This window comes from Bacillus sp. PS217, assembly GCF_037963535.1.
Taxonomy (GTDB): Bacteria; Bacillota; Bacilli; order Bacillales; family Bacillaceae; genus Bacillus; species Bacillus subtilis.
Genome location: NZ_CP150157.1, coordinates 189,354 through 210,200, shown reverse-complemented (window position 1 = coordinate 210,200; position 20,847 = coordinate 189,354). Strand labels below are relative to the sequence as shown.

General features: G+C 43.0%; 23 protein-coding genes. All 23 read right to left on the bottom strand.

The window, feature by feature from the left end; translation table 11 throughout:
* Position 1 precedes the first annotated feature (1 nt).
* Positions 2–274: a hypothetical protein gene (locus NSQ83_RS01255; RefSeq protein WP_095843435.1), complete on the bottom strand. Its 273-nt coding sequence runs from the start codon at positions 272–274 to the stop codon at positions 2–4.
* The gene (locus tag NSQ83_RS01250; RefSeq protein ID WP_095843434.1) at positions 271–849 is read right to left on the bottom strand and encodes a YmfQ family protein; all 579 of its coding nucleotides are present in this window, start codon (positions 847–849) and stop codon (positions 271–273) included. Before NSQ83_RS01250 ends, NSQ83_RS01255 begins: the two co-directional genes overlap by 4 nt.
* On the bottom strand, positions 833–1,879 hold the full coding sequence (locus NSQ83_RS01245; RefSeq protein ID WP_095843433.1) for a baseplate J/gp47 family protein: 1,047 nt from the start codon (positions 1,877–1,879) through the stop codon (positions 833–835). Before NSQ83_RS01245 ends, NSQ83_RS01250 begins: the two co-directional genes overlap by 17 nt.
* The gene (locus NSQ83_RS01240; protein WP_095843432.1) at positions 1,872–2,297 is read right to left on the bottom strand and encodes a DUF2634 domain-containing protein; all 426 of its coding nucleotides are present in this window, start codon (positions 2,295–2,297) and stop codon (positions 1,872–1,874) included. The genes NSQ83_RS01245 and NSQ83_RS01240 overlap by 8 nt, the downstream gene beginning before the upstream one ends.
* Positions 2,298–2,309: 12 nt before the next feature.
* Positions 2,310–2,576, bottom strand: coding sequence for a DUF2577 family protein (locus NSQ83_RS01235; protein ID WP_095843431.1), 267 nt, complete (start codon positions 2,574–2,576; stop codon positions 2,310–2,312).
* A complete protein-coding gene (locus tag NSQ83_RS01230; protein ID WP_017696791.1) occupies positions 2,573–3,553 on the bottom strand; it encodes a hypothetical protein in 981 nt (326 codons plus the stop codon). Before NSQ83_RS01230 ends, NSQ83_RS01235 begins: the two co-directional genes overlap by 4 nt.
* A 12-nt stretch (positions 3,554–3,565) precedes the next feature.
* Positions 3,566–4,225, bottom strand: a complete 660-nt coding sequence (locus NSQ83_RS01225; protein ID WP_095843430.1) for a LysM peptidoglycan-binding domain-containing protein — start codon at positions 4,223–4,225, stop codon at positions 3,566–3,568.
* Positions 4,218–9,554, bottom strand: a complete 5,337-nt coding sequence (locus tag NSQ83_RS01220; RefSeq protein WP_153939943.1) for a phage tail tape measure protein — start codon at positions 9,552–9,554, stop codon at positions 4,218–4,220. Before NSQ83_RS01220 ends, NSQ83_RS01225 begins: the two co-directional genes overlap by 8 nt.
* A gap of 2 nt (positions 9,555–9,556) precedes the next feature.
* Positions 9,557–9,694, bottom strand: coding sequence for a hypothetical protein (locus NSQ83_RS01215; protein ID WP_180960774.1), 138 nt, complete (start codon positions 9,692–9,694; stop codon positions 9,557–9,559).
* Positions 9,695–9,735: 41 nt separating this feature from the next.
* Entirely contained in the window at positions 9,736–10,185 is a 450-nt protein-coding gene (locus NSQ83_RS01210) for a phage portal protein (protein WP_095843428.1), read from the bottom strand.
* A gap of 604 nt (positions 10,186–10,789) precedes the next feature.
* Positions 10,790–11,233, bottom strand: coding sequence for a phage tail tube protein (locus NSQ83_RS01205; RefSeq protein WP_010330125.1), 444 nt, complete (start codon positions 11,231–11,233; stop codon positions 10,790–10,792).
* A gap of 1 nt (position 11,234) precedes the next feature.
* Positions 11,235–12,635 carry a phage tail sheath family protein gene (locus NSQ83_RS01200; RefSeq protein ID WP_095843427.1) on the bottom strand — a complete coding sequence of 467 codons (1,401 nt, stop codon included), beginning with the start codon at positions 12,633–12,635 and terminating at the stop codon, positions 11,235–11,237.
* Positions 12,636–12,827 carry a hypothetical protein gene (locus NSQ83_RS01195; protein ID WP_095843426.1) on the bottom strand — a complete coding sequence of 64 codons (192 nt, stop codon included), beginning with the start codon at positions 12,825–12,827 and terminating at the stop codon, positions 12,636–12,638.
* Positions 12,824–13,261 (bottom strand): DUF6838 family protein, encoded by a 438-nt coding sequence (locus tag NSQ83_RS01190; RefSeq protein WP_153939942.1) that lies wholly within the window; start codon positions 13,259–13,261, stop codon positions 12,824–12,826. Before NSQ83_RS01190 ends, NSQ83_RS01195 begins: the two co-directional genes overlap by 4 nt.
* A gap of 12 nt (positions 13,262–13,273) precedes the next feature.
* On the bottom strand, positions 13,274–13,777 hold the full coding sequence (locus NSQ83_RS01185) for an HK97 gp10 family phage protein (protein ID WP_095843424.1): 504 nt from the start codon (positions 13,775–13,777) through the stop codon (positions 13,274–13,276).
* Positions 13,774–14,136, bottom strand: coding sequence for a YqbH/XkdH family protein (locus NSQ83_RS01180; RefSeq protein WP_095843423.1), 363 nt, complete (start codon positions 14,134–14,136; stop codon positions 13,774–13,776). Before NSQ83_RS01180 ends, NSQ83_RS01185 begins: the two co-directional genes overlap by 4 nt.
* Positions 14,133–14,525, bottom strand: coding sequence for a DUF3199 family protein (locus tag NSQ83_RS01175; RefSeq protein ID WP_010330131.1), 393 nt, complete (start codon positions 14,523–14,525; stop codon positions 14,133–14,135). The genes NSQ83_RS01180 and NSQ83_RS01175 overlap by 4 nt, the downstream gene beginning before the upstream one ends.
* Positions 14,526–14,530: 5 nt before the next feature.
* A complete protein-coding gene (locus NSQ83_RS01170) occupies positions 14,531–14,848 on the bottom strand; it encodes a YqbF domain-containing protein (RefSeq protein ID WP_010330132.1) in 318 nt (105 codons plus the stop codon).
* A 10-nt stretch (positions 14,849–14,858) separates the two neighbouring features.
* Complete coding sequence (locus NSQ83_RS01165) at positions 14,859–15,794, bottom strand: phage major capsid protein (protein WP_095843422.1); 936 nt, start codon at positions 15,792–15,794, stop codon at positions 14,859–14,861.
* A 31-nt stretch (positions 15,795–15,825) separates the two neighbouring features.
* Positions 15,826–17,007, bottom strand: coding sequence for an XkdF-like putative serine protease domain-containing protein (locus NSQ83_RS01160; protein WP_014112399.1), 1,182 nt, complete (start codon positions 17,005–17,007; stop codon positions 15,826–15,828).
* A gap of 25 nt (positions 17,008–17,032) precedes the next feature.
* Complete coding sequence (locus NSQ83_RS01155) at positions 17,033–18,337, bottom strand: hypothetical protein (RefSeq protein WP_095843421.1); 1,305 nt, start codon at positions 18,335–18,337, stop codon at positions 17,033–17,035.
* Between the two features lie 62 nt (positions 18,338–18,399).
* Positions 18,400–19,317: a phage head morphogenesis protein gene (locus NSQ83_RS01150; protein ID WP_095843420.1), complete on the bottom strand. Its 918-nt coding sequence runs from the start codon at positions 19,315–19,317 to the stop codon at positions 18,400–18,402.
* Positions 19,314–20,846 (bottom strand): phage portal protein, encoded by a 1,533-nt coding sequence (locus tag NSQ83_RS01145; protein WP_153939941.1) that lies wholly within the window; start codon positions 20,844–20,846, stop codon positions 19,314–19,316. Before NSQ83_RS01145 ends, NSQ83_RS01150 begins: the two co-directional genes overlap by 4 nt.
* Position 20,847 lies beyond the last annotated feature (1 nt).

The following is a 20,847-nucleotide window of genomic DNA, read 5'->3' as shown; positions in this document are numbered from 1 at the left end:
GTTACACCACCTCAAAAGTAAATCTAAAGTCCAGCGTTCTGTTGTTACTTACATCTAAATCTGTTGTTCTTTCCGTAATCACGTTGTTTTGCTCATCAAGTATCTGAACACTCTTAATATGTTTGATGTCTTCCTCTCGTTGAGTAAGCACCGTGACAACGGCACCCTGAATGGTGAGTTCCACAATTTCTGTTTCATTTCCATTCAGCAGCACTTTCGATATTCTATTTTTCAAATCTGCAGCTGTACGCTCTCTATAAAGCTGTGTAATCATACAAGGACCACCTCGTTATTATTGAGCGTGACGGAATAACCTACCTTTAGCTCACTTGCTTTTCGATACCTTCTGTTATTCAAAATGACAGTATCTTTTATTTGGAGTGGCTCATTCAAAGCAGCTCGCAAGGTATACGCCAAGTGAGCCGGCTTCATATTTTCTAATGTTTCTATGAGCTCGCTCATGTGCTGCATATCATCTATATCAATATCAACATTAAAACGGTACTCTCCAGGAAGTAGCCGGACCTGAGCGGACGGATTCTTCAAGAACCGATTCAATGCCTGTTCAATGGCCATATATGTTGCGGGCGGTATATTGGACATTTTCGAGATCAGCCGCAGCCGGCGGATCTCATCGGTGTCACCTGATTCCCGCGGTACGTTCAAAATCTTTTCCCATCGTTCAAGCCCCCAGGTTGCCGTAGTAACAAACAGCTGATCTGTCAGATCAAAGATGCTATTATTTTGCTTTTCGAATTCCGGAGATTCCGCTTTAAGAAGTTCAGCCATTTCCTTTAACTTGGTAAGGAACGGCGGCAGGTAAGCAGTCATTTCATCGAGTTTGCTCAATGATGTTCACCTGCCCCAATTTAGGGATTTCGACGTCACTCAGAACCAAATTTTCAGCCAAACCGTTTATTTTAATATCTGCATAATCACTTACTGAGGGTGAATTATAGACAATATTATTGATCTGCGATAAGCGGATGACATTGTCTTCGAACGCCATCTTTTTAAAGAGGTTTAATACACCTGATTCGATTTCTTTCTTCACCTGATCAATAGAGCTATTGACCTCGGGAAGCACCTCAGCTGATATCTCAATCTCTTTCCAAACCGCACTCTCCACCGTGACAAAGGCGCCAATAGGCGCCTGTCCTTCGCCTTGTCCCGGTTCAGGATCAATATAGTTCTTGACCTTGGATATTAAAATATCGGATGCAGGTTCCAAGTTGGCGTTGGTCACGACAATTTTGACCGTTCCGTCCCCATTCCAAAGCGAAAAGATTTTTGCCTTACCGACTCCGTCAACTTCTTCCGCCCACTGCTTATAATGCTCTTTATTTGCACTAACAGCTTCCCGGCGTACGCGAGTAAAATATCTCGCTCTTAAACTGTCATCATCCTCTTCTTCACGTCCAGGTATCAGGATCTCTTTCACAATTGCTTTTTGAAGTCCTGGAATGGTATCCAATGACAATAGATTCTGGCCGGAAATATTCGCGTTCCCCGCTTCTCCGGCTGTTTCACATTCCAACGTCCCGTCAGCTGTGTATTGAAAATACAGATTATCAACAAAAAAGCGGGAACCCACTGGAATGGTTATTCCTTCAGTAAACTCCGCTGCCCTGACTGCTTTCGTGGCAGCCGTTCGCTCGATGCCGGCTTCAGTAGCCCGACGATCTAAAAATTCCCCTTGTGCTGTGTCCGAGAAGACAAGTTCCAGCACCGTATCGAGCCAAATATAAGACTTGGCCAATTCTGCAGCTGCAGGAGCTAACGCGTTATAAATCACGCTTCCTTCCCTTGTATCAATGTCAGCTGAAATTCTGTTCACCATCCGGTCCATAATTTCTTCAAAAGTTTGATCTTCAAACATCTTCACCAAGCACCTCCTCGATCTCCAGTTTTCCCTCGTCCGTTTCGACTGTAAAGGAAACATGGAACGAATCACCTTGTTTTTCAATTTCGAAATCTGTTACAGAGGAAACACGATCGTCATAGATCAGCGCTTCCTCTATTAGCCGCGGAATCTCCATTTTCTTATATGCGTCCGTTGTTTCATTATCTGCCAAGATGTCTTGAAGCTCATTTCCAATGTCATGGCTGAAAACAGAATAGGCGTATCGCTCAGTATGAAGGGATAAATATACAAACTGCCTGATTGCTTCAAGGCCTGTAATCATCTCATTTGTGATACGGCCATTTTCAAAATCTATTTTGTAGGTCTGCGAGGTCTCTATGACTTCGCTGTCATCTTCAATATCATCAAATTCAATTTCCAGCGAAAGGGCCAACTCAGGCACCCCCTATATTTTGTCGAGAATAAAAAATGATTGTCCGCCTTTTAAGGAGACAACCATCACATTCTCACCCATCTTTAGTTCTTCATCTCCTCCAGCGCGCAGCCGCTTAGGAATAATAATCAAATCAGACGGAATAATTAGCTTTTCATTTTCATTGAGTTTAATTTCAACAGGAGAAACGGAAACCACTTCAGCCGGCAGGATATCCACCGGCGACTCTGAACCAACGGCACCGACAGCCAAGTGCTTAATCGCTTCACTTAGTCTCATGAGGAAACACCATCAGGAATAGAGTTTTTCTCCACAACATCAATGGTCATCGTGTGCGTGGATCCTTTAAATTCATGTTTATCTGTATCGATCCAGTATGTTTTCTTAACCCCGACTTCCGGAATTGAGATATAGACAGGCAAGCCGCTCTGAAGATCCGGAATCCCAATCGCTTGAATACTCTTGAGTTCTTTTTTAACACCTTTTTTCTGTGCTTGTTTGACTTTCGCACGCTCCTGAAGCTGCGCCTGGTTAATGTTATCAGAAACCGTTTCGACATACTGAAGCACACCATATTTACTGATGCCTGAGCTGTCACTTGCGGTGGCTGTGTATGTTTTATTGTCTTTCTGCCGGCGGAGCTTTACTTTTGTGGCCGTGTCATTAATTGAAGTGCTGTATTGATAGCCAGTGATGTTCACACCCGTCTCCAGCACCCATACTTCTGACGGATCAGGCCATGCGCGAAGGCCAAGCTTTCCCTTCGCAGAATATAATTGATAATTCCTTCCGGTTTGGCTTTTCGTTTGTTTCAAGGCTTTCAGAATCATGTCATAAAGGCTCGTATCGTCTTTGAACACAAGTGATTTAATTGTATGACCTGTGTTTGCAATAGACGTTGTGGGAATCTGAAAGTCTCTTGCCAGACGTTTTATGATCTCGTCTGCACGCTTATTAGAGAACACATAAACATCCTTGTTTTTGACCAGATATTGCAGCATATCATAAGCCGTAAAGGTCAGCCCGTGTTCTTCCGGATTGCGAGAAAACACAATGCCCCGGAACAGTTCTTTGCCCTTCCACTTAAATAAAACTGTATCCCCTTCAGATACGCTGTAATATGAATGGGTTCCCTGTTTCGTAATGATCTTGGCCGTGATCGATCGCGGCGCCTGATACCGTTGCCCTTCGAGGGAAACACTTTCAGTTACCAGCTCAAGCCATTCCGTTTCTTTAATGACGAAAAGTTCTATCATGTCATCACCTGCTTATTGCGGTATCTTTAATTTTTGACCAGGAAAGATCCAGTGTCCTGGCTGCCTGATATTCCGTTTGCTTCGTTTGATCATAGCCTTTTTATTGACGTTCCAAATCTTGCGCCATTTTGTGCTGTCCCCATAAAATTTGCCGGCAAGGTCCCATAAGGTATCCCCTTTTTTAACCGTGTATGTTTTAGGAGCTGATTTAGACGGCCGTTTTTTCTTCGTCTTTTTCTTTTGCTTGATTCTCCGCGGCGAAGCAGTTTTGTATTCCTTCAGTTTGATTTCATAATCACGATCACCTATGTCTTTTTGACCCTCACTATAAGAAAAGCCCTCAATGCTGCAGGTGAAGTTTATTTTCGTGCCAGTAATCAAAAATTGAACCGGTTTTTTCGCTTTTGCCCATTTCTCAATCTTAGCGATAGCATTTTCAGGAGAAGGAAATCCCTTATACTCAGCAAGCGGACTGTGTTTCTTTGGAAAAAAAGAAGAGAACGAAATCTCTTTCGCTCCCGGTTTATCAATAAAAGTGATCTCCCCAAAACTGGCCACTTTTACTGATTCATTTTGAATTGTGTTGGATATATCAATTTGTTCAGGAAGGACAGGAAGCCGCAGCTTGTCCTTCCCTTGTGAAATCCAGAATTCATAAACAGATCTAGTCAAACGCGACGACTCCCTTCGTACCGGTGTTAATATCCTGTTCAAGCTCAGCGACAAGGGCCTGCTTAATTTTTGAGACCAGACTGTTCACGTCTTGATCATTGTAAAAATGTTGGTCGCCGTTAATCTGAATAACGACCTCTTTACCTCCCGCAGCAGTAACAGTTGTTTGTTGGCTGCTTGTCGTGGCAGCAGTTACCTGGCCAGATGATAATTCAGTTTGGCCTTTTTGTGCAGGATCCGTGACTTCCATTCCGAGAGCTTTAGCTGCTTGAGCCAACAGATAGCGGCCACGTATGCCCCGCTCCTCCGGAATGATCCATTCACGTTTATTTCCTTCACCAACACGTGCAATCTGCTCTTTGGTAATGAGTCCGCCGTTAGCGTAACCAACATACGGTCCACCGCGTCTCATGCTTTTAATACCAGGTACATTGTCAATAGAGCCATATCTGCTTTTGATGTAGCCGATTGCGGCAGCAGCGTTATGAATCGGGTTTCTAATGTTACCCATGCCTGGCGCTTTATGTGCGTTAAAAGTGGTTGGTACTGTCTGCATGAGCCCTTGGGATGGATTGCCTGCCTTCGCGTTACTATCCCACAGGTTAATGGCGTTAGGGTTGCCTCCTGATTCAAACTTTGCAATTGTCATCAATCCTGGAAGCCAACTTAATGGTGTTTTTGTGGCCATCATTGCAGCCATAAGCCACTGTTTCACGTTTCCGCCTACTGCACCCATTCCGGAATAAGCAGCTGCCAGTGATCCAGCTTGTTTTTCAGCATATTTTTTCACATCGACAGAATCCAATCCTTTTACGACACCGACAGAGGCAAAGCGGCCGAGACTCATCATAACTCGAGAAGGTGAATGAATATCTAACTCTTCACGAAAAGCTTTCTCGACTTTTTTTGCTAGTTCCTTGGCTGCCTCATGGACCTCACTGCCCTTAGAAGTCATGCCTGAAACAAAATTACCGATCATACCGCTTCCCCAGCCGTTTGATGATTCTTTAGAGCGGATAAACGGTTTATTCACATGAGTATTAACGTACTGATCAGTGCCAGTTTGTGAACTATTTTGACCGAAAGCAAATCCTTTGATCGTACCAGTTCCCCATGAAGAGGATTTATTCACAGTGTTCTGAAATGGTGTTTTGACTTTCGTCTGCAAGAAGCCATCTGTTCCAGTTGCCGAACTGTTCTGTCCGTTAGCATAACCATTGACCACTTGTTTTCCGTAATTCGGAGAGTAGGAGATCAAATTTTTCATTGGCTGGCCCACGTTTTTCTGTTTCCAAGCATCCATTGAAACGACATTATCGCCAATACCTTGATCAAAGCCCTGCGTGAACTGTTGACCGAAAGAAGCAGCCTGTTCATTAAGGCTCGATGTGTCAACGGTAGGAGATACTGTAGCAGAAACTGTTGATCCACCCGCTAATGAAGAAACAGCAGCTTCTCCACCTGCAGATGAAGCAGAAGCCATGTCGTCAACAACGCTCATTCCCAGTTTAGAAGCAGCTTGAGAAAGAAGCATTTTACCGCGGCCCTTGTTGTTATCAACAGGGATGACAAACTCTTTACCCGCTTCACCAATCCATGAAATGGTTGGTTTCGTAATATAGCCACCCGTCGCATTCCTTTCAAGAACGCTCTTTTGTTTAGGGAAAATACTTGTAGGCGCTGACGACTGAGATCGGGCAAGCCCGATTCCCCCTCCACTAGATTTACCACTAGATGAAGATTTGCCAGATTTCTTTTGATGAAGACCTGTTGCATCTTCACCTCTACCGATAAGGTTATTTATAAACCGTCCTCCAGCGCCAGCCAATTCTTGGAGTTTAATGACCCATGCAAAAGTATCTTGGAATTTCTCCTTAATTCCGTCGGCTATGTCACTTAACGGATCACCAACATTTTCACGGAACCAAGTCTCAATACCTTTCCAAGCGTCTTTAACTGCTGTTTTAGCTGACTCGAACTTTTCTGAAATGGATTTTTTGGCATCTTCCACTTTTGAGACAATTGGATTCCAAACATTTTCACTGAACCAAGCTGAAACAGCACTCCATTTGTCAGATATCCATGTCCATGCTTCGTTAAGCTTTGTCCAGATCCAGTTTGCTGCATTAGTGACTGCATCACTTACCGGCGTCCAAACATTTTCCATGAACCAAGTTGAAACTGTAGACCATAATTCTGAAATAAAAGTCCATGCTTCGTTGATCTTCGTCCAAATCCAATTTGCTACGTTACTAACAGCTGTACTGATTGGGTTCCAGACGTTGTCATAAAACCAAGTTGCCACCTGAAGCCATTTTAATTGGATCCAGATTCGCGCATAATCAATATGTGCTTGTATCCAGCCGGCAACAGTTGCAACTGCATTACTAATAGGATTCCAGACATTATCCATGAACCAGGTTGAGACAGTGGACCACGTGTCCGAGATCCAAGTCCAAGCGTCATTTATTTTTGTCCAAATCCAATCAGCAGCATCAGTGACACCGTAAACTAATGGATTCCAAACATTATCCATGAACCAAGTCGAAACAATCTTCCAGAGAGCTTTGATACCATCCCAGGCAAATAAAAAAGCACCTACTACTAAATTTATAATCGGAACTGCCGTGTTATAAATAGGTGTCCACACGTTATCCACAAACCAGGATGATACGTCGTTCCAGGTATCAGTTAGCCATTTCTTAGCATCCTCGAATTTGTCAGTAATCTTATCAATCTTATCGCCGGCCCAATCACTAACTGGGTTCCAGACGTTATCCATAAACCAATCTGAGAAATCAGACCAAGTATCCTCGATCCAATCAACGGCTTTTCCTGCACCGTCCTGAATTCCATCCCATGCTTTAGAAGCGCCGCCATCATCAAACCATTTGCCAATGGATGATCCTAAATCTGAACCCCCGATCCCGCCTGCAATACTACCGACAACGCCGCCGACAGCAGTGCCAACAACGGGGACGACAGAACCAATGGCTGCACCCGCGGCCCCACCTGCCGCAGCACCGCCAAGATTCCCGGCGAAAGAACCAACTTTCTCACCTGCATTTTCTTTGTTCATCCCGAGCAAATCAGTTGCCGCTAATGCAGTTCCCAAAAGAGGGATACCTTTCGCAAATTTACCGACACTTTTCAGAGGACTTAAAACTTTCCCGAACTTCGAGGTTCCGCCTGTCGCTTGGCCTGCTGCACGGAGTTCTGATCTGGTAGTGTTTACTGAAGCTCTTGAACCTGCGCCTCTAACAGGATCAGCTGCGGTTCTTCCTGAACGCCTTCTTTCTAACTGTTCAGATGTCACAGTAATAGATCTATTAGAAGGGTTCACCCTCGTTGGATTCCCGCGCCGGCCTGAAGCACTTTTCCCTCTTCCTTTACGGCTTCGGTCACTTCCGCCGATACCGCTACAGCAACAACATGTTAAGCTACCGCTCCGTGGTAGACTTGTTGGACTCGAAGCAGATCCGGAACTTCCGCCCCTTCTCCCTGAACCACGAGCAGCCTTTCCATTACGTCTGCCGCTTCGTGTATTAGGGTCACCGCCGGGAGTACGGTTGGGAATCAACTTCCGAATTACTCCCGCTGCATCACTTCCGACAGTTCCAATTCCTTTTAAGAGCGGCCGTAGGATTTTCAAATATGCAATCAATCCAATTAAAGAAGGAATCACAACTTTAAAGGCTGTTTTTAAATCGTCCCAATGATTCACCGTCCACTCAATGGCCACATTCAGCTTGTCACCTATGGCCTCGCCAAGATCAGTAATATCCTTTTTGATCTCTTTGAGTTTTTCTTGACCTTCCTTGCTGTTTAGGTACGAGTCGATCTTGTCAAAGGCTGGGCCTAAACCGGTAAGCAGTGAAGTTCCCATATCCTTAGATATGCTTTCAAAATCCCGCATGGCGTCATTAATCGGCGTCATTGGGTTGTTATCCCGAAGCTGAGAAAAGCTGCGTTCCAGTTCACCTGTTGTTTTTGCACTTGTGCCAATGCCTTCAGCCATATCTAAAATCGGCTGCTTCAGGTCCTCATATTGCGTTCCTATTAGCTCCGTGGCGATAGATGCCCGCTTAGTCTTGTCTTTGACTTTTGATAAGGCATCAGCAACCTTAAATAAGCTTTCTTGGCCACTGATAGAACCATCTTTAAACCCTTTGAACATCTTCTCTGTTTCTTTGGCTCCGAATAGCGATTTGAACGCGTCCACTTGACTATCAGACATTTCAGTACGGCGAATGTTAAATTCACGCATACTGTCAGCAAGGTTGTCGAAGTTTCTGGCCCCGCCTTTTGTCCCTTTAATCATGGCGTTAGCGATCTGGCCGCCTGTGAGTTTCATGTCTTTAAAAGTGGAACTGTATTCATTCATCGTGTCCAGCAAATCGTCAGCCTGGTCACCCGCGTTCCGGTACACATACGCAATTAAATCTCCGCTGTCTTTCCCGGACATTTTCAAGTTGTTATACATTGAACTGAAGGCCCGGTCCACTTCCACCTGATCAGCGTTCATGAGCTGTGCGATCTTACTAGACGACTCAGTCAATTCAGCCAGGGCTTTTTTAGATGCGCCTGTCTGTTGTGACAAGGTTCTCAAAGATAAGCTGACTTCTTCCCGGGATCCTCCCGCTTTGTTGTCATAATAGATCTGGTCTGTCATTCTAGCAGCGTCTTTTTTACTGACTTTCGAAGTCGCAGAAACATAGGCGTCTTGGGACATAGCACTTTTCCCGCTGCCCATAATCGCACCAGCCGACAGTCCGCCGCCAACTGCCATGGTGACAGCAGCGTTTTTCAGACCGTCTAACTTTGCTTCAATTGCATCCAGAACCGCTGAAGCCTTGTCCTTAATAGAAACAGTGGGCTCTGCATGTTCGCTGTCTACATCAGACACATGGCGCCGGATCTCATCTAATTGGCTTGAAGCACGATCACGAACTGAAACAATAGGTTCAGCATGCGAGCGATTCAAATCTGAAAGGCCTCCTCGAATTAAGCGGAAACGCGGTGTAGCCAGATCGTTAACGGAAACCGTAACCTCATGGTTACCCTCAGTAAGATCCTCTGTTTGCTGGCGTATAGAACGCAAACCATTTGAAACCCGATCATCTAAACCGACTTCAATTGATCGAGCCCGCCCAGTCAAGCGGCTTGCTGATCGGTCAATTCGTCTCATAACCCGCTCAGTTCGATCTTCAGCATCAAAAATAAGAGGGCCATTAGCGGCCCTCTGAAGTCTCTCTGCATTTCCTTGTATCTTTCGAAGCTTGCGGGTGATCTTATCCTGTAAATCAAACGTAGCTGTTAGTTTAGCCATAGTTAATTACCTCCCTTCTTCGCTTCCTTTTCTAACAGCTCAAGCTTGTAACTGATCAAACCATATAAGAGCGCCTTGAATTCTCTCGGCGCCTCATATAGTTCTTGTAATTCTGACGGGGCATATTTGAGCTCGTGCATAGCGTAATAAAGATACACGGTCTCTTTATCCCCGTCTTTTATTAGTTTTTTGCTGCTTCTTCAAGGTCTTCGGGATCATCCTCAAAGCCATTGATCTCAATTGCTTTGTTCAGCCAGTTTGCATATTCACCGCCGACAGAAAGAATGCGTTTTGCAACTTCCACTGGATCCTCTGTTTTGTAAGCTTCGCGAAGCTCTTTAGATTTGAAATTCGGGTAAACAGTCGTTTCAACAGCAATACGAGCATAGAAGCGTTGGCTGTCCAAATCTTTCACACGGCCGCGGCCTTTTACATTTTTGTAAGTTGTGTTTTCTTTCTCCAGCTCGTCAATGCGTTCTGTGGTAATAGCTTTGAATACAAACGGAATCACCTTTCCTTGCTTGTCCACAAACCGCTTTGAGATAGGCACTTCTACTTCTTCCGCTTCAATTGTTTGTCCTGGCATAAAGAAAGAAAGATCATATACTTTTTCGTTTTGTTTTTCGCTCATGTTAATTAGCTCCTTTTTGTATTGAATGTATTTCGAATAAAAAAAGCACATGCTTTTTGAATAAAATTCACAAGAGTGGAATTTTACAAAAAGATGTGCTTACCAGTATAATGAAAATCGTACATAAAGCGTCGTAAGGGAAGTCTTGCATCCCCGTTAGAAAGGGGGTGATATATAATGTCAACTGAAGCTTATCAAGCTCTAATGGTATTTATTAGCTTCCAATCATCATTAGTTGGTTTGGGTTCTTTAATTGTTGCCGTGTTGACTTATAAAGATAAAAAATAGACTATCCCTTGAGCGTAGGAAACTTAAAGGGATAAGTCTATCACGAAAAATATGCGAGCAAGCTCCCTTAAGGACAGCTTGTGTACAGACCGGAGTGTTGGCGCACTCCGGTATTTTATTTTATGCAAAAACCTTAAGTGCTAACCCTGTAACTTTTCTGTTCTAACCGCATTGTGCGATCGAACAATATATATTGAGTATATATTCTTTGAATGTTTTTTGCAATTCTATAAAAACTTTAAAAAACATATTTAAATTCCAAAAAAATTATTTTTAAGGATAAATAAAAGGCGCTTAAAATCTTGCGCCTATGAGTTTAAAAAGTCGATTTTAACTGTTCAGGAAGATCAAAGTCCTCGAAGGTAAACGGTACTTCCTCTTCCAATGCTTCGGAATCCACATCCAGTCCCGCAATCTTTGCAGAATCAAAGTTCACATCATAGAGAGTAACACGCTCAGTCCCACGGCCAGATGATTTATCATCAAGCACCGCTTGCAGAGTGAAATACGGATCTTCACCTTTTTTCACATAATTAAGCATCAGCTGCACAAAGCGGGATGTGACCTTATAAAATGTCGCTGTGCCCGTTCCGTTTGCGCCTGTTGTTTTATGACCGGTCATGCGGCGGCCCATAACGTTGACTTCCGATTTATTTTTCTCCACATTCGCTTCAAATGTTTTGATAAACGCCAGTTCCTCACCGTCCAAGAAAAGGCGCCCCTCTTTACCAGATATCGTATTCTGTGCTTTAAAAGCCACCTTACTTCACCTCCACGTTAAAGTAGAATTTTTCAGCTGCATCGACCGGCTGCACAGCAAGATCAATCAGGAAACCGTCACGATCGCTATTCAGAGCAATTGTGATGTCATTCTCTGAATCAAAGTTGGTAATGCCCCCGTTATCTTGAAGAACACTCAAGTATTGAGTAATCAACGTTTTCACAAATTGAAGGCCGTCATTTGTAGCTGGAACGTCGCTGCCGCTCGCTTTACGTGACTTAATCAGTGCCTTCAATTGAGATGTCAGGTCATTATTAATTGCATCCAGCACCCGCACGATTTTGTTTTTCTGGAACATCTTATTTTTCTCTGCTGTTAGGCTTGTGAGTGAGTTAATATCCTTTTCAACCGAAACAGATTTGTCTCGAGAATCATAAGTAAACAGGAATTCCCCATTCGCCAGCCGCTGAATTACCTGGTCATTGTCCAATCTTGTAAGGACGTCCACCGCTCCTGCATACTCTACAAACGTAAGCGACTGATTGAACGTAGCACCCGCACTGGCGCCGGCAACCCAAGCAGTAGCTTTTTCCGAAGTGATCTCCGTTCCGTCTTCAAGCAGAACCCCGCCTGTGACATTAATAATACCTTCGTGGTCGCCTTTGTAATTAGAGAGTACTCCTTGAACCTTTAAGCCTTGATTGTCTCTCAGCCGTTTGATGAATGCGACAAACGTCGCTTTTAATTGCTCGTTATCCTCAACAGGCAGTGCGATTGTGTCAAAGTATTCCGTTTCAGCTGCTTCCAGGAAAGCTGTGTAATCAGCATTTGTCGGTGTCTTGTCTGTTCCACCTGACAAGCGGATTCCGGAAGATGCAGGAAGATCCCCACTGACGTCTTCCGGAGCTGTGCCTGTTAGTGGAATAGAAACTGTTAAATCCCCTTTGCCTGTAAACTCAACAAGCTTATTTGCTTTCAGCTCCTCAGCTTTGGATACCGTTTGTTTATCCACTTCCGACTGATCCAGATAGGTAGTGACATCAACTTTTGAAGAATCAATAACGTTTTCTGTAATTCTGATAATGATGTCATTTCCTTTAGTTCCGCCATAAAGAGCGGTTGCTTTCACGCCTTCGCTAATGTCTGCTTGTGCGCGTAGCCCCTCCGTCAAACGGTAAAGCAAGACTGTACTTGCCTTCTTCATTGCCTCACGAAGAAGCAACAACGAAGGATCATCAATGTTCAATCCTACTTTTTTATTCAAGTCCTCGATTGAAGAGATAGAAATAAATTTCTTAACCTCTCCCCAGCTGGATGCTATCGGCAGCGCAACTGTTCCGCGTTCGCCTACTGATACCCGATCTTCTGCGGTCGTTTTAAAGTTAAAATAAATACCAGCACGCTCTTTTTCCTTGCCGACTGTAAATGTTCCGCCGTTCATTTATTTGACCTCCTTCTGAAGAAACTGATCAATCAGCTTCTTCGCTTCTGATTTAGTGATTCTGTTTTTTTCTGTATGAAAAAGAGCACCGTCAAACACCTCGGGCCTTACCCCAAAGAGGTCTCGACTGTGCTCTCGCAAATCCTTAATATAAAAAGCATTTTCTGTTCTTTCCTTTTTCGTGGCCATCATTTCACCCCGCTTGTAAATTCAAAGTTTTCAAGAGAAGGATGCTGTTCTCGTTCATACCAATAGCGACTCGTCCAATTTAGAACAATGCTCGCATAATCATCTGAGATCCGGGTTTCTATACGTGATAAGCGAATAAAATCCCGCGTATCTTCGCCAGATTCCCGCATGAGCGGAATTAACGCCCTCTTACTCCTAAGTGTATCCGCGATCCTTTCTGCTTCGTTATGAGCCTCCTGCGCGTTCTTATGAAAGAGTTTCACGTTTAAAACATAGGATTTTTGAAACGTAGATACTGTGTCCACCCCATCGACTGTGGAAGCCGGCGGAATGTAAAGAGATGGGACAACAAAGTTCTGCGGTATTTCTTTTTCATACACTTGCACAGGATACAGTTTGTATAGGTAGCCCATAATTGAGCCCACTTCTTGATTCATGGCAGCACCGCCTTAAAATTCTTCATCGATCCACTGCTGTAGCTTCCGCTCAAGACTTCTCTCAAACATTAGTTCAAAGATGGCCATAGCATTATCCCAAAAGCCGGACCCGTCCACCCATTGGAATTTAAGCAGCATTCCAGAACTTCTTTCGGCGGGATCATATTCGAACCGTTCACCCTTCCAGCGTCCGGGGACCCACCGGCGATCCTGATTTTTAGATGGATCAATTGTAAAGTGCCCGTCATTCACGTATGAGGCGTATTCCAGATTTGTTCCGACATCCAGTTTTAAGCTGCCTGATATCATTGAAAAAATATTATCCTGATCACCTTTCTGAAAGGAATTGAGCAAGCGGCGGGTGTCCACGGTCTTTGTCCTGATAATCTCATCTTGAATGGTATCTAAGAACTCAAAACCCATTGCTTCAAGCCACTGCTCATATTTCCTCTTCAGTCCCCCTCGAGAAGCCCGGTCTAATGATTGTATGAACTGATCGAGACCCCTAATTTTCATAAGTATTCCACCTCCCGGACTGCCGTTACTTCCCAATGATGATTCCTGATCTTACGCGGCTTCTGTAGTTTATAAGCTGTGCCTTCCCAAACCACCCTGTCGTTCAAGCGAATATCTGCAGATGCTGGGAAATGGACCAGAAATGATTGATATATGGCCGTGTTCGGTTCCTGCTGCACAATGGATTGGTTCTTTTCTGTGAAGTAACACGGCAGTCCCGCTATATCTGGAACTTCAGGATATGAAAAAGCCGGCTGAACATCTTCAACCGGCACCCCAAAGGATTGTTTTTTGTTTTCCGCTTTCTCCTGCAGGTGATAAACATCGCATCGATGAGTTAATAAAGATCGATAGCTCATATGGACCTCATCCGCATTTTTACTTCTGTACCTTCCAAACTTGGCTCAGATGATACAACATAATCTTTAATGAGTGTGTAGACGTCTGGTTTTTGAATAGAGCTGCCGTTTCCAAGAGAATATGAATAGTCTCCGATCTTCTCGGTTGTATATCCTTTGGTGATTGACTCATCAGAATTAATTAACGCGAAATACTGCGCCATTTTTAATAAAGCCAGCCGAACCGTTTCAGGGAGCGGATCATATTCTGGGCCAGAAAAATCATGGCCAACTTGATAGGTTATTTCAGCTATACCTTCTATGATGTCCTGAGTAAGAAGGGAATCAGACCGATCCTTTACAGAATCAAAAACAGTGTAATTCTTAAGGTCAGCAGGAGTGATTAGCACGCCGCTCACTCCCCGCTGTTTTCTTGCTGATTAAGGATGAAGGCAATTCTTTCGTCTGCGTTTTTGAAGTGAGACGGATTGCCACCAAGATTAGAAATAATGGTTTCATGATCCGGTTTGTGCATACCTTTCAATTGATCTTCTGTATAATGTGTCGGCTCTTCTCCGCCATTTTTCTTGTCTTGCACCTCATTTACTTCAAAGGCTTCGTTTTGCTTCAAGTAAAGATACAATTTTCTTGAAACCGGCTGTTCTTCTCCGATTTTAAAGACTTTGTCCATCACGTGATAGTTCTTGCCTTTAATGAGTTTAGCTTTATACATAGCTCCTCACCTACTCTTTCACTTTCACGATTTTAGCCACAGCATCTTCCTCTTCGAATTTGCTGTCCAGCTTAGCTGTCAGGACAATGATAAATTTACGTGCTCTAATATCTTTGTCTACTTCAATTCTGATATTACGAGAGAAGCCGAGAATGATATTCTTCGGATGGGTTAGGATAATGTCAGAAACGTCAGTAGTCGCATCCGCTTCACCAATCGTATAAGGCTGCATGTTCGCAATTCCCTTGACCGGAACACCAAAAGCTGAAGAAAGACCACCTTGAACAGCTGCATCCCCTAAGCTCGTTTGTCGATCAGCAACACGATCTTTCCACTCAACTTCAATACCAGGAGAAGTATAGAAGCGGAACTCCTGCGGAATACGCAAATATTTAGGCGGAACAGCTTTGTATCCACGTTTAAATATCTGACGTGACAGTTCTTCGCCCGCCGCGTCAACAATATGGGAAGCGGCTTGTTTACGGATACCGTTTATCTGAGCCAGAAACGGATCTGATGAAGATGTATCTCCATTAACAATCAACTCTTCAATATCAACGGCGGCCCGCTCCGCTAGAATTTGCATGATTGTATCCTGGAGACCTTCTCCTTCAATGTTATTTTCGAGAGTGTCATAAGTGATATCAATCTCTGCAATTACTTCTTTTGTGCTGAGGTTGACGGTACTTGTTGTCGGTACTGCCTTTTGATCATCAGCCAGAGCCTTTCCTTCTTGGGCTGCTCTTAAGATACGTTGGCCAAACCCGATTTTTTCGATTTTCTGAGTGTCGTGATCCATTTGAATAACACGAGAATCCTTCAGGATAGTTGGTGTATCTTGAACCATTCGAATAAATGCACTTGCCTGTGTAGGATTCATTAAACCGCCGCTTTTTAAGCTGGACAGCGTCATTTCTGCTTTTCTAATTGCCTCTTGGTTTGTCACTTCATTTCCTCCTTATGAAAAGAGTCAGGGTTTAAAGAAGCCCTGACCAGATTGATTTATTAACTTGTGTTTCAGTTTCGGAATTTGTTTCATCTTGTTTAGAAATTCCGCGGCTTTTTTCAATCGCTTCAATACGATCAGCGAGCGGTTGAACAGCGTCAGTAATAGCTTTTTTCAACTTCTTCTCAGCTTCTTCCTCAGCCGTTTTTTCTTCGTCTTTCTTCTTTTTAGGATCTTCTTCCTTTTCTAATTCCGTGAGCCGCTTCTGAATTGGCTCTAATGCTTCTTCGATGGATTTTGCTACATCCTCTGAGTTCATTTCTTCTTCTCCTTCCGTCTCCACCTGACTCAGCAAGTTGCCGAGAGCAGTATGAGCGCTTTTAATTTCTTGTAAGTTTGAAGCCGAGAATTTCCGGCCGGCTTTTTGCAATTCTTCAGGCTTTGATCCGATAGCTTTTAAAATGTCATTTGAGATCAACACTTCCTGGGCGATATTCACAAAGTCTTGCAGGGCTTCTCTGATTTTTTCAGGATCTGTCTCCATACCTTCAGAATAATCCCATTTGAACAAAGCAGAGTTTAATGCATCCTGAGCCGCCCAAAATTCACGGCGTTTACGCCCTTCATCATATTTCTCCTGTACAGCGCCCTTGGCAAGATGAGCATTGCCAGTAAAAAAGTTTTTGAGCAAATTAAAAAGCCCTTTCTCGTCGTGTTTTTCTTGAGAAACAGGCTTTTCTTCTTGTTTTGCAATATCTGCGATGCCGGCCATTGAATAACCGGTGATCTCGCCTTTCTTGATTTCCTCCCATATTTCCTCGGAGGCTTTTGTCACAAGGACCCATGATCCTTTTTTGATGGTTTCCCCATTCATTTCAAAGTCTGCAGGTGCGACGTAGGATTCAACCACCGCGCCAACGCCACCCTGAAAGTCATGCTGTTTATCAATTTCACGGGCATCTTTCAGGAATCCATGAGCGGCTTTTTCGATTTCTGCAGCTGTCATGAAATCACCGTGCGCGTCCACTGTATCAGGTTCATATACGATACCGTAAACGAGTTTTTGCTCGTCCGCTTCTTTTGCAATGACCTTGACTTCCTTTTGAAAGTCCGGCTGTTTTTCTGATTTCATAAAAAAGAACTGCTTTTGATTAGCAGCCTTGTCTACGTAAGAAACATGCGTGATTTTTGCGTTTACCAATTCTCTTGGCAAGTCATTCACCTCCTTTCAAGAAATATCACTTTCCTTTTTCCTGAACTAAAGTAATAAGTTGCCGAACTAACTCCCCAGTGAAATTTTCACTATCATTTTGATTCAGAGTATCAAGCTTTCCTTCTTTTCCAAATATCTTAGGGAATAAAACTTTTTTTAGATTCTCTTGTTCTTCACTATCAAAATTTGCTATATAAGGGTTAAGCGTTTTTAATTCAACTTCTAATTGCCTGTTTTTAAATTCAACTTCTTGGTTTATTTTTGCTTGTCTAGCAGTATATGCTGTCAGTGAACCTAATGATCCAATCACTAATATTTTAGCAACTAGGTTCGGCCAAGATAATTCAGTAACCTTATTAAAGAATAGTGCAAAGACAGAAAAGAAAATTGTCGCAGCAAACGAAACTACAGTAACAAATTGCCAAATCTTCTTCGATTTTTCTGCTTTATCAGCTACTTCTTTATGATGTCCAGAGATTGTATTAGTCGAAATAATTCCCACTAATTCTTCGACTGATCTCTGATGTTCTTTCAATATTTCATCATATTCCAATAATTTCTCTTGTGTTACTGTAAGGAATTGATCTTGCCCTTGCTGTAGATTGCTGTACAAATCATCAAATTCATCTTTGCTTTCATCAAGTTTTTCCTTTGTAGTATTATTCCACTCTGATATAAACTCTTCAAATTTTTCTTTAAACTCAGATTTCTGAGATATAAATTTATCATTTCGTTCATTTTCTTTTTCTAAATAATTTTGATGTAGCTCATCTAGTCGAGATTCCATATTAGACATTTTTTCATCAATTTTATTCCTAAAAGCTTCACTTTCATTTTGGCAACTAGTTAATTCACTTTGTACCTCTCTACTGAAATCCTTTAGATCATTTACTTCTTTTTCTAAATTTGCTTTTTGAATACCTATAGATCTACGAAAACTCGTTGCTGCTTCTTTAATGCTTTCTAAATTATTTTTGGTTATCAGTGGAATATAAATACTAACGTCTAGCAATCTATCTAAAGTATTATCCAAATTTATACGGTTTTGTTCATTATTAAAAAACTCTTTATTACCTAACCAATTTTTTATATTAATTATTTGCGCTCGTATATTGGTCAGGTGTGTTTCTCTTAACAACATACTATCAGCGGAATTAAGATTATTATCAATGTAGTCTATGACTAGTTTGGTCCTATTGATTAATTCTGTGCTCCGTTCATCGAGATTCGCAATAAAGTCTTCATCGCTAAGCAAATCTTCTAATATGATCTTAAGATCTGACAAGTCAATAAATAAGACATGGTTATTAATTTGTTCTAATGTAGCCATAATTATTTCTCCCCATTATTTATTTAGTAAAATTATACTTCATTTACTACAAAAAGGAGAGTCTACTTTAAAAGTTTCTTATTTTCTAACCTTATGGCTTCTTTTTCCTCAGCTGACAGCCCTAAAATCTTGTTATCTACTACAGGAGATAATACACAATGACAATGAACCCGCTCCCCTGCTGATAGTTTAGGATCCCTCGGAAACATACAGGTCTCGCTGCTACCTGGGATTTGAAATTCTTCATCCACTCCAATGACTGTGCCGTCAAGATCGATGTGATTTTCACGCGGATTGTTTTTCTTCCCTCCGCTGTGCCTCCATTTCTTTTTCTTTACTGCCGGCGATTGTGCATATGATTCATGCTGAGCGGCAGAGGAAGCGGCAAGCACTTCAGTTATGGCCGTGGTACGTGCCCGATCCCTATCAAATTGCGGCATGTCTTTGAGAGTCAATTCAATGTCCTGTATAGATGATCCATTCTCGATGGCGTCTGCCAGTACGTTTTCCACTGCTTCATGAGTATTCAGCTGCATGATATTGGCCAACTTTTCGGACCAACCTTTGATCCAATCCGCTGCTCTGGTCGATAAAGCTTCAAATGGAACATCCGGATCCAATGAATCCATGATCACTTCAGCGAGCTCCTCGACGGTCTGCTGCAGGAATCCCTCGGTAAGCTCCTGAAATTCTTCCTCAAAGTCATCCTCGGCAAATAGGTTCTGTGTAAAAAACACTAGAAGGGCTTCCAGCGTCTCTTTTGAGTCTTTGCCTATAAAACCATTCAGACCATTTAAAAACTTCTTACGCTGGCGCCTGAGCAATCTAGCGATACCTTTTTCATATTCCTCGACAAATCCGGGTATCTTAGTGAGGCCGGGGAAATCAGGTACGACCTCCACGAGCTTCTCTCTCTCAACTTCCTCGGCTTTTTGAATAAAAGCAGTTAAGCTTTCCAGCAGCTTATCCGTTTTGTTCATCGCTTCATATCCTCCAGAACATCCCGCATATCTTTTAATAACCCGATCAAGTTAGGAGCGCCACTTTTTGCTTTAAAGAGCGCTGCCAAAGGATCCGAGGCAGGCGCCGCGGTATTTTTATTTATCGGCCTGCTATACTCTTCCTCTGGCCATTCTTCAAGCGTCTTACCAAGAATACGTCCAGCAAGATCCCGCAGATCATTCGGTGAGACTGCGCCAGCATTAATAAAAGGAGTCAGAACCTTCGCGATCTCGATAGGATCCCGGAAATCTGGTCCTTTTAACTGCAGCTCTACTTTGTGGATTTCAAGATCATTCAAGAACAAGGCGTTCAGCTTACCAGTGATTAACTTTCTTTCTGGTTGAAATACCTGCTCCTCTGTAATCTTTCTGGCAGTGTCAGCTGTCGCCTTGTTATAGTCCTGGGCTTCGCCAGTATAGAGCGGCGGCAGACGGAAGGCAGATCGGAACTTGTCCCTGCTCTTTTGGTCATATTCCAGGAATAAAGCATCTTGCTGAAGGATTTCAGCCAATGACTTGATTTCTACCTTAACCGGTGTAATTTCCTCATCGCCCTCGATATTCTTTCCCTTGGCTATCCCTTCCGCTTCAAGCAAAAGAAACTTATGAGCGTTTTCCACACCTTCAAGACCGTTCATATAGTCCTGCAGCTGCTTATATGAGTCTTCAGAGAGCATTCCATTTTCAATGGTTATAGCAGCGGGAACGTGCCGGCCCTGTTTGAAGTACATGAAATTCAACTCTTCAGCCTTACGCGCGCCGTATAAATTGACAATGTGGCCAATCCACCGCGGCTTCCCGTATGCTCCGCTCCCTATTTTAAAATGCACAACCTCATTGGCCTGTTTATCAAAAGGAGTTTTGTCGCTATATTCTCCTGTTTCGGAATTCAAGATTCGAGGATCTCCGTATTCTTTGAAAAACACCCTTTTACCATTGACGATCTGCACATATTTCCGGAAGCGTTTTTGACGCCGGATCTTCTTTAACGTACCTGACTCAAAATAATTGTATGGAACCTCAATAGGTTCTGATAATGAGCAAACTCGGACATATTCAGATGCCATATGTTCAATGCCAGCCGGTTTCCCGCTCCCGTTTCGAATTACTTCGATATATCCATTACCGGTCTTTTCCCGGTCTTCTATGCTAAAACCCAATAATGTTTCAGCTGATTCATCAAAATGAATATACTTAATGAATTCTTCAAGTTGCTGCCACTCTTTATCCGCTGCCGTTTTTTCTGCAGAATCCACTTCATCAGAATTGATATCCTTTGAGTATTTCATCTCGAAGCCGAAGCCCACTATATTGGTCTTGTACGCATCGACACACTGCTGTAAGATCGTCGAATACTCTGCGATGTGTTTAAGCTCTTTAAGGTTATACGGCGGGGGTATGATATTCTCTCCGTACATATCTTCAAATTCATCTTTATAAATCTGTTTTGTTGTTTCAGTAGGCGGAGCAGCTTTAAATACTCGCGCTTTAACTGTAGATTTACTCATT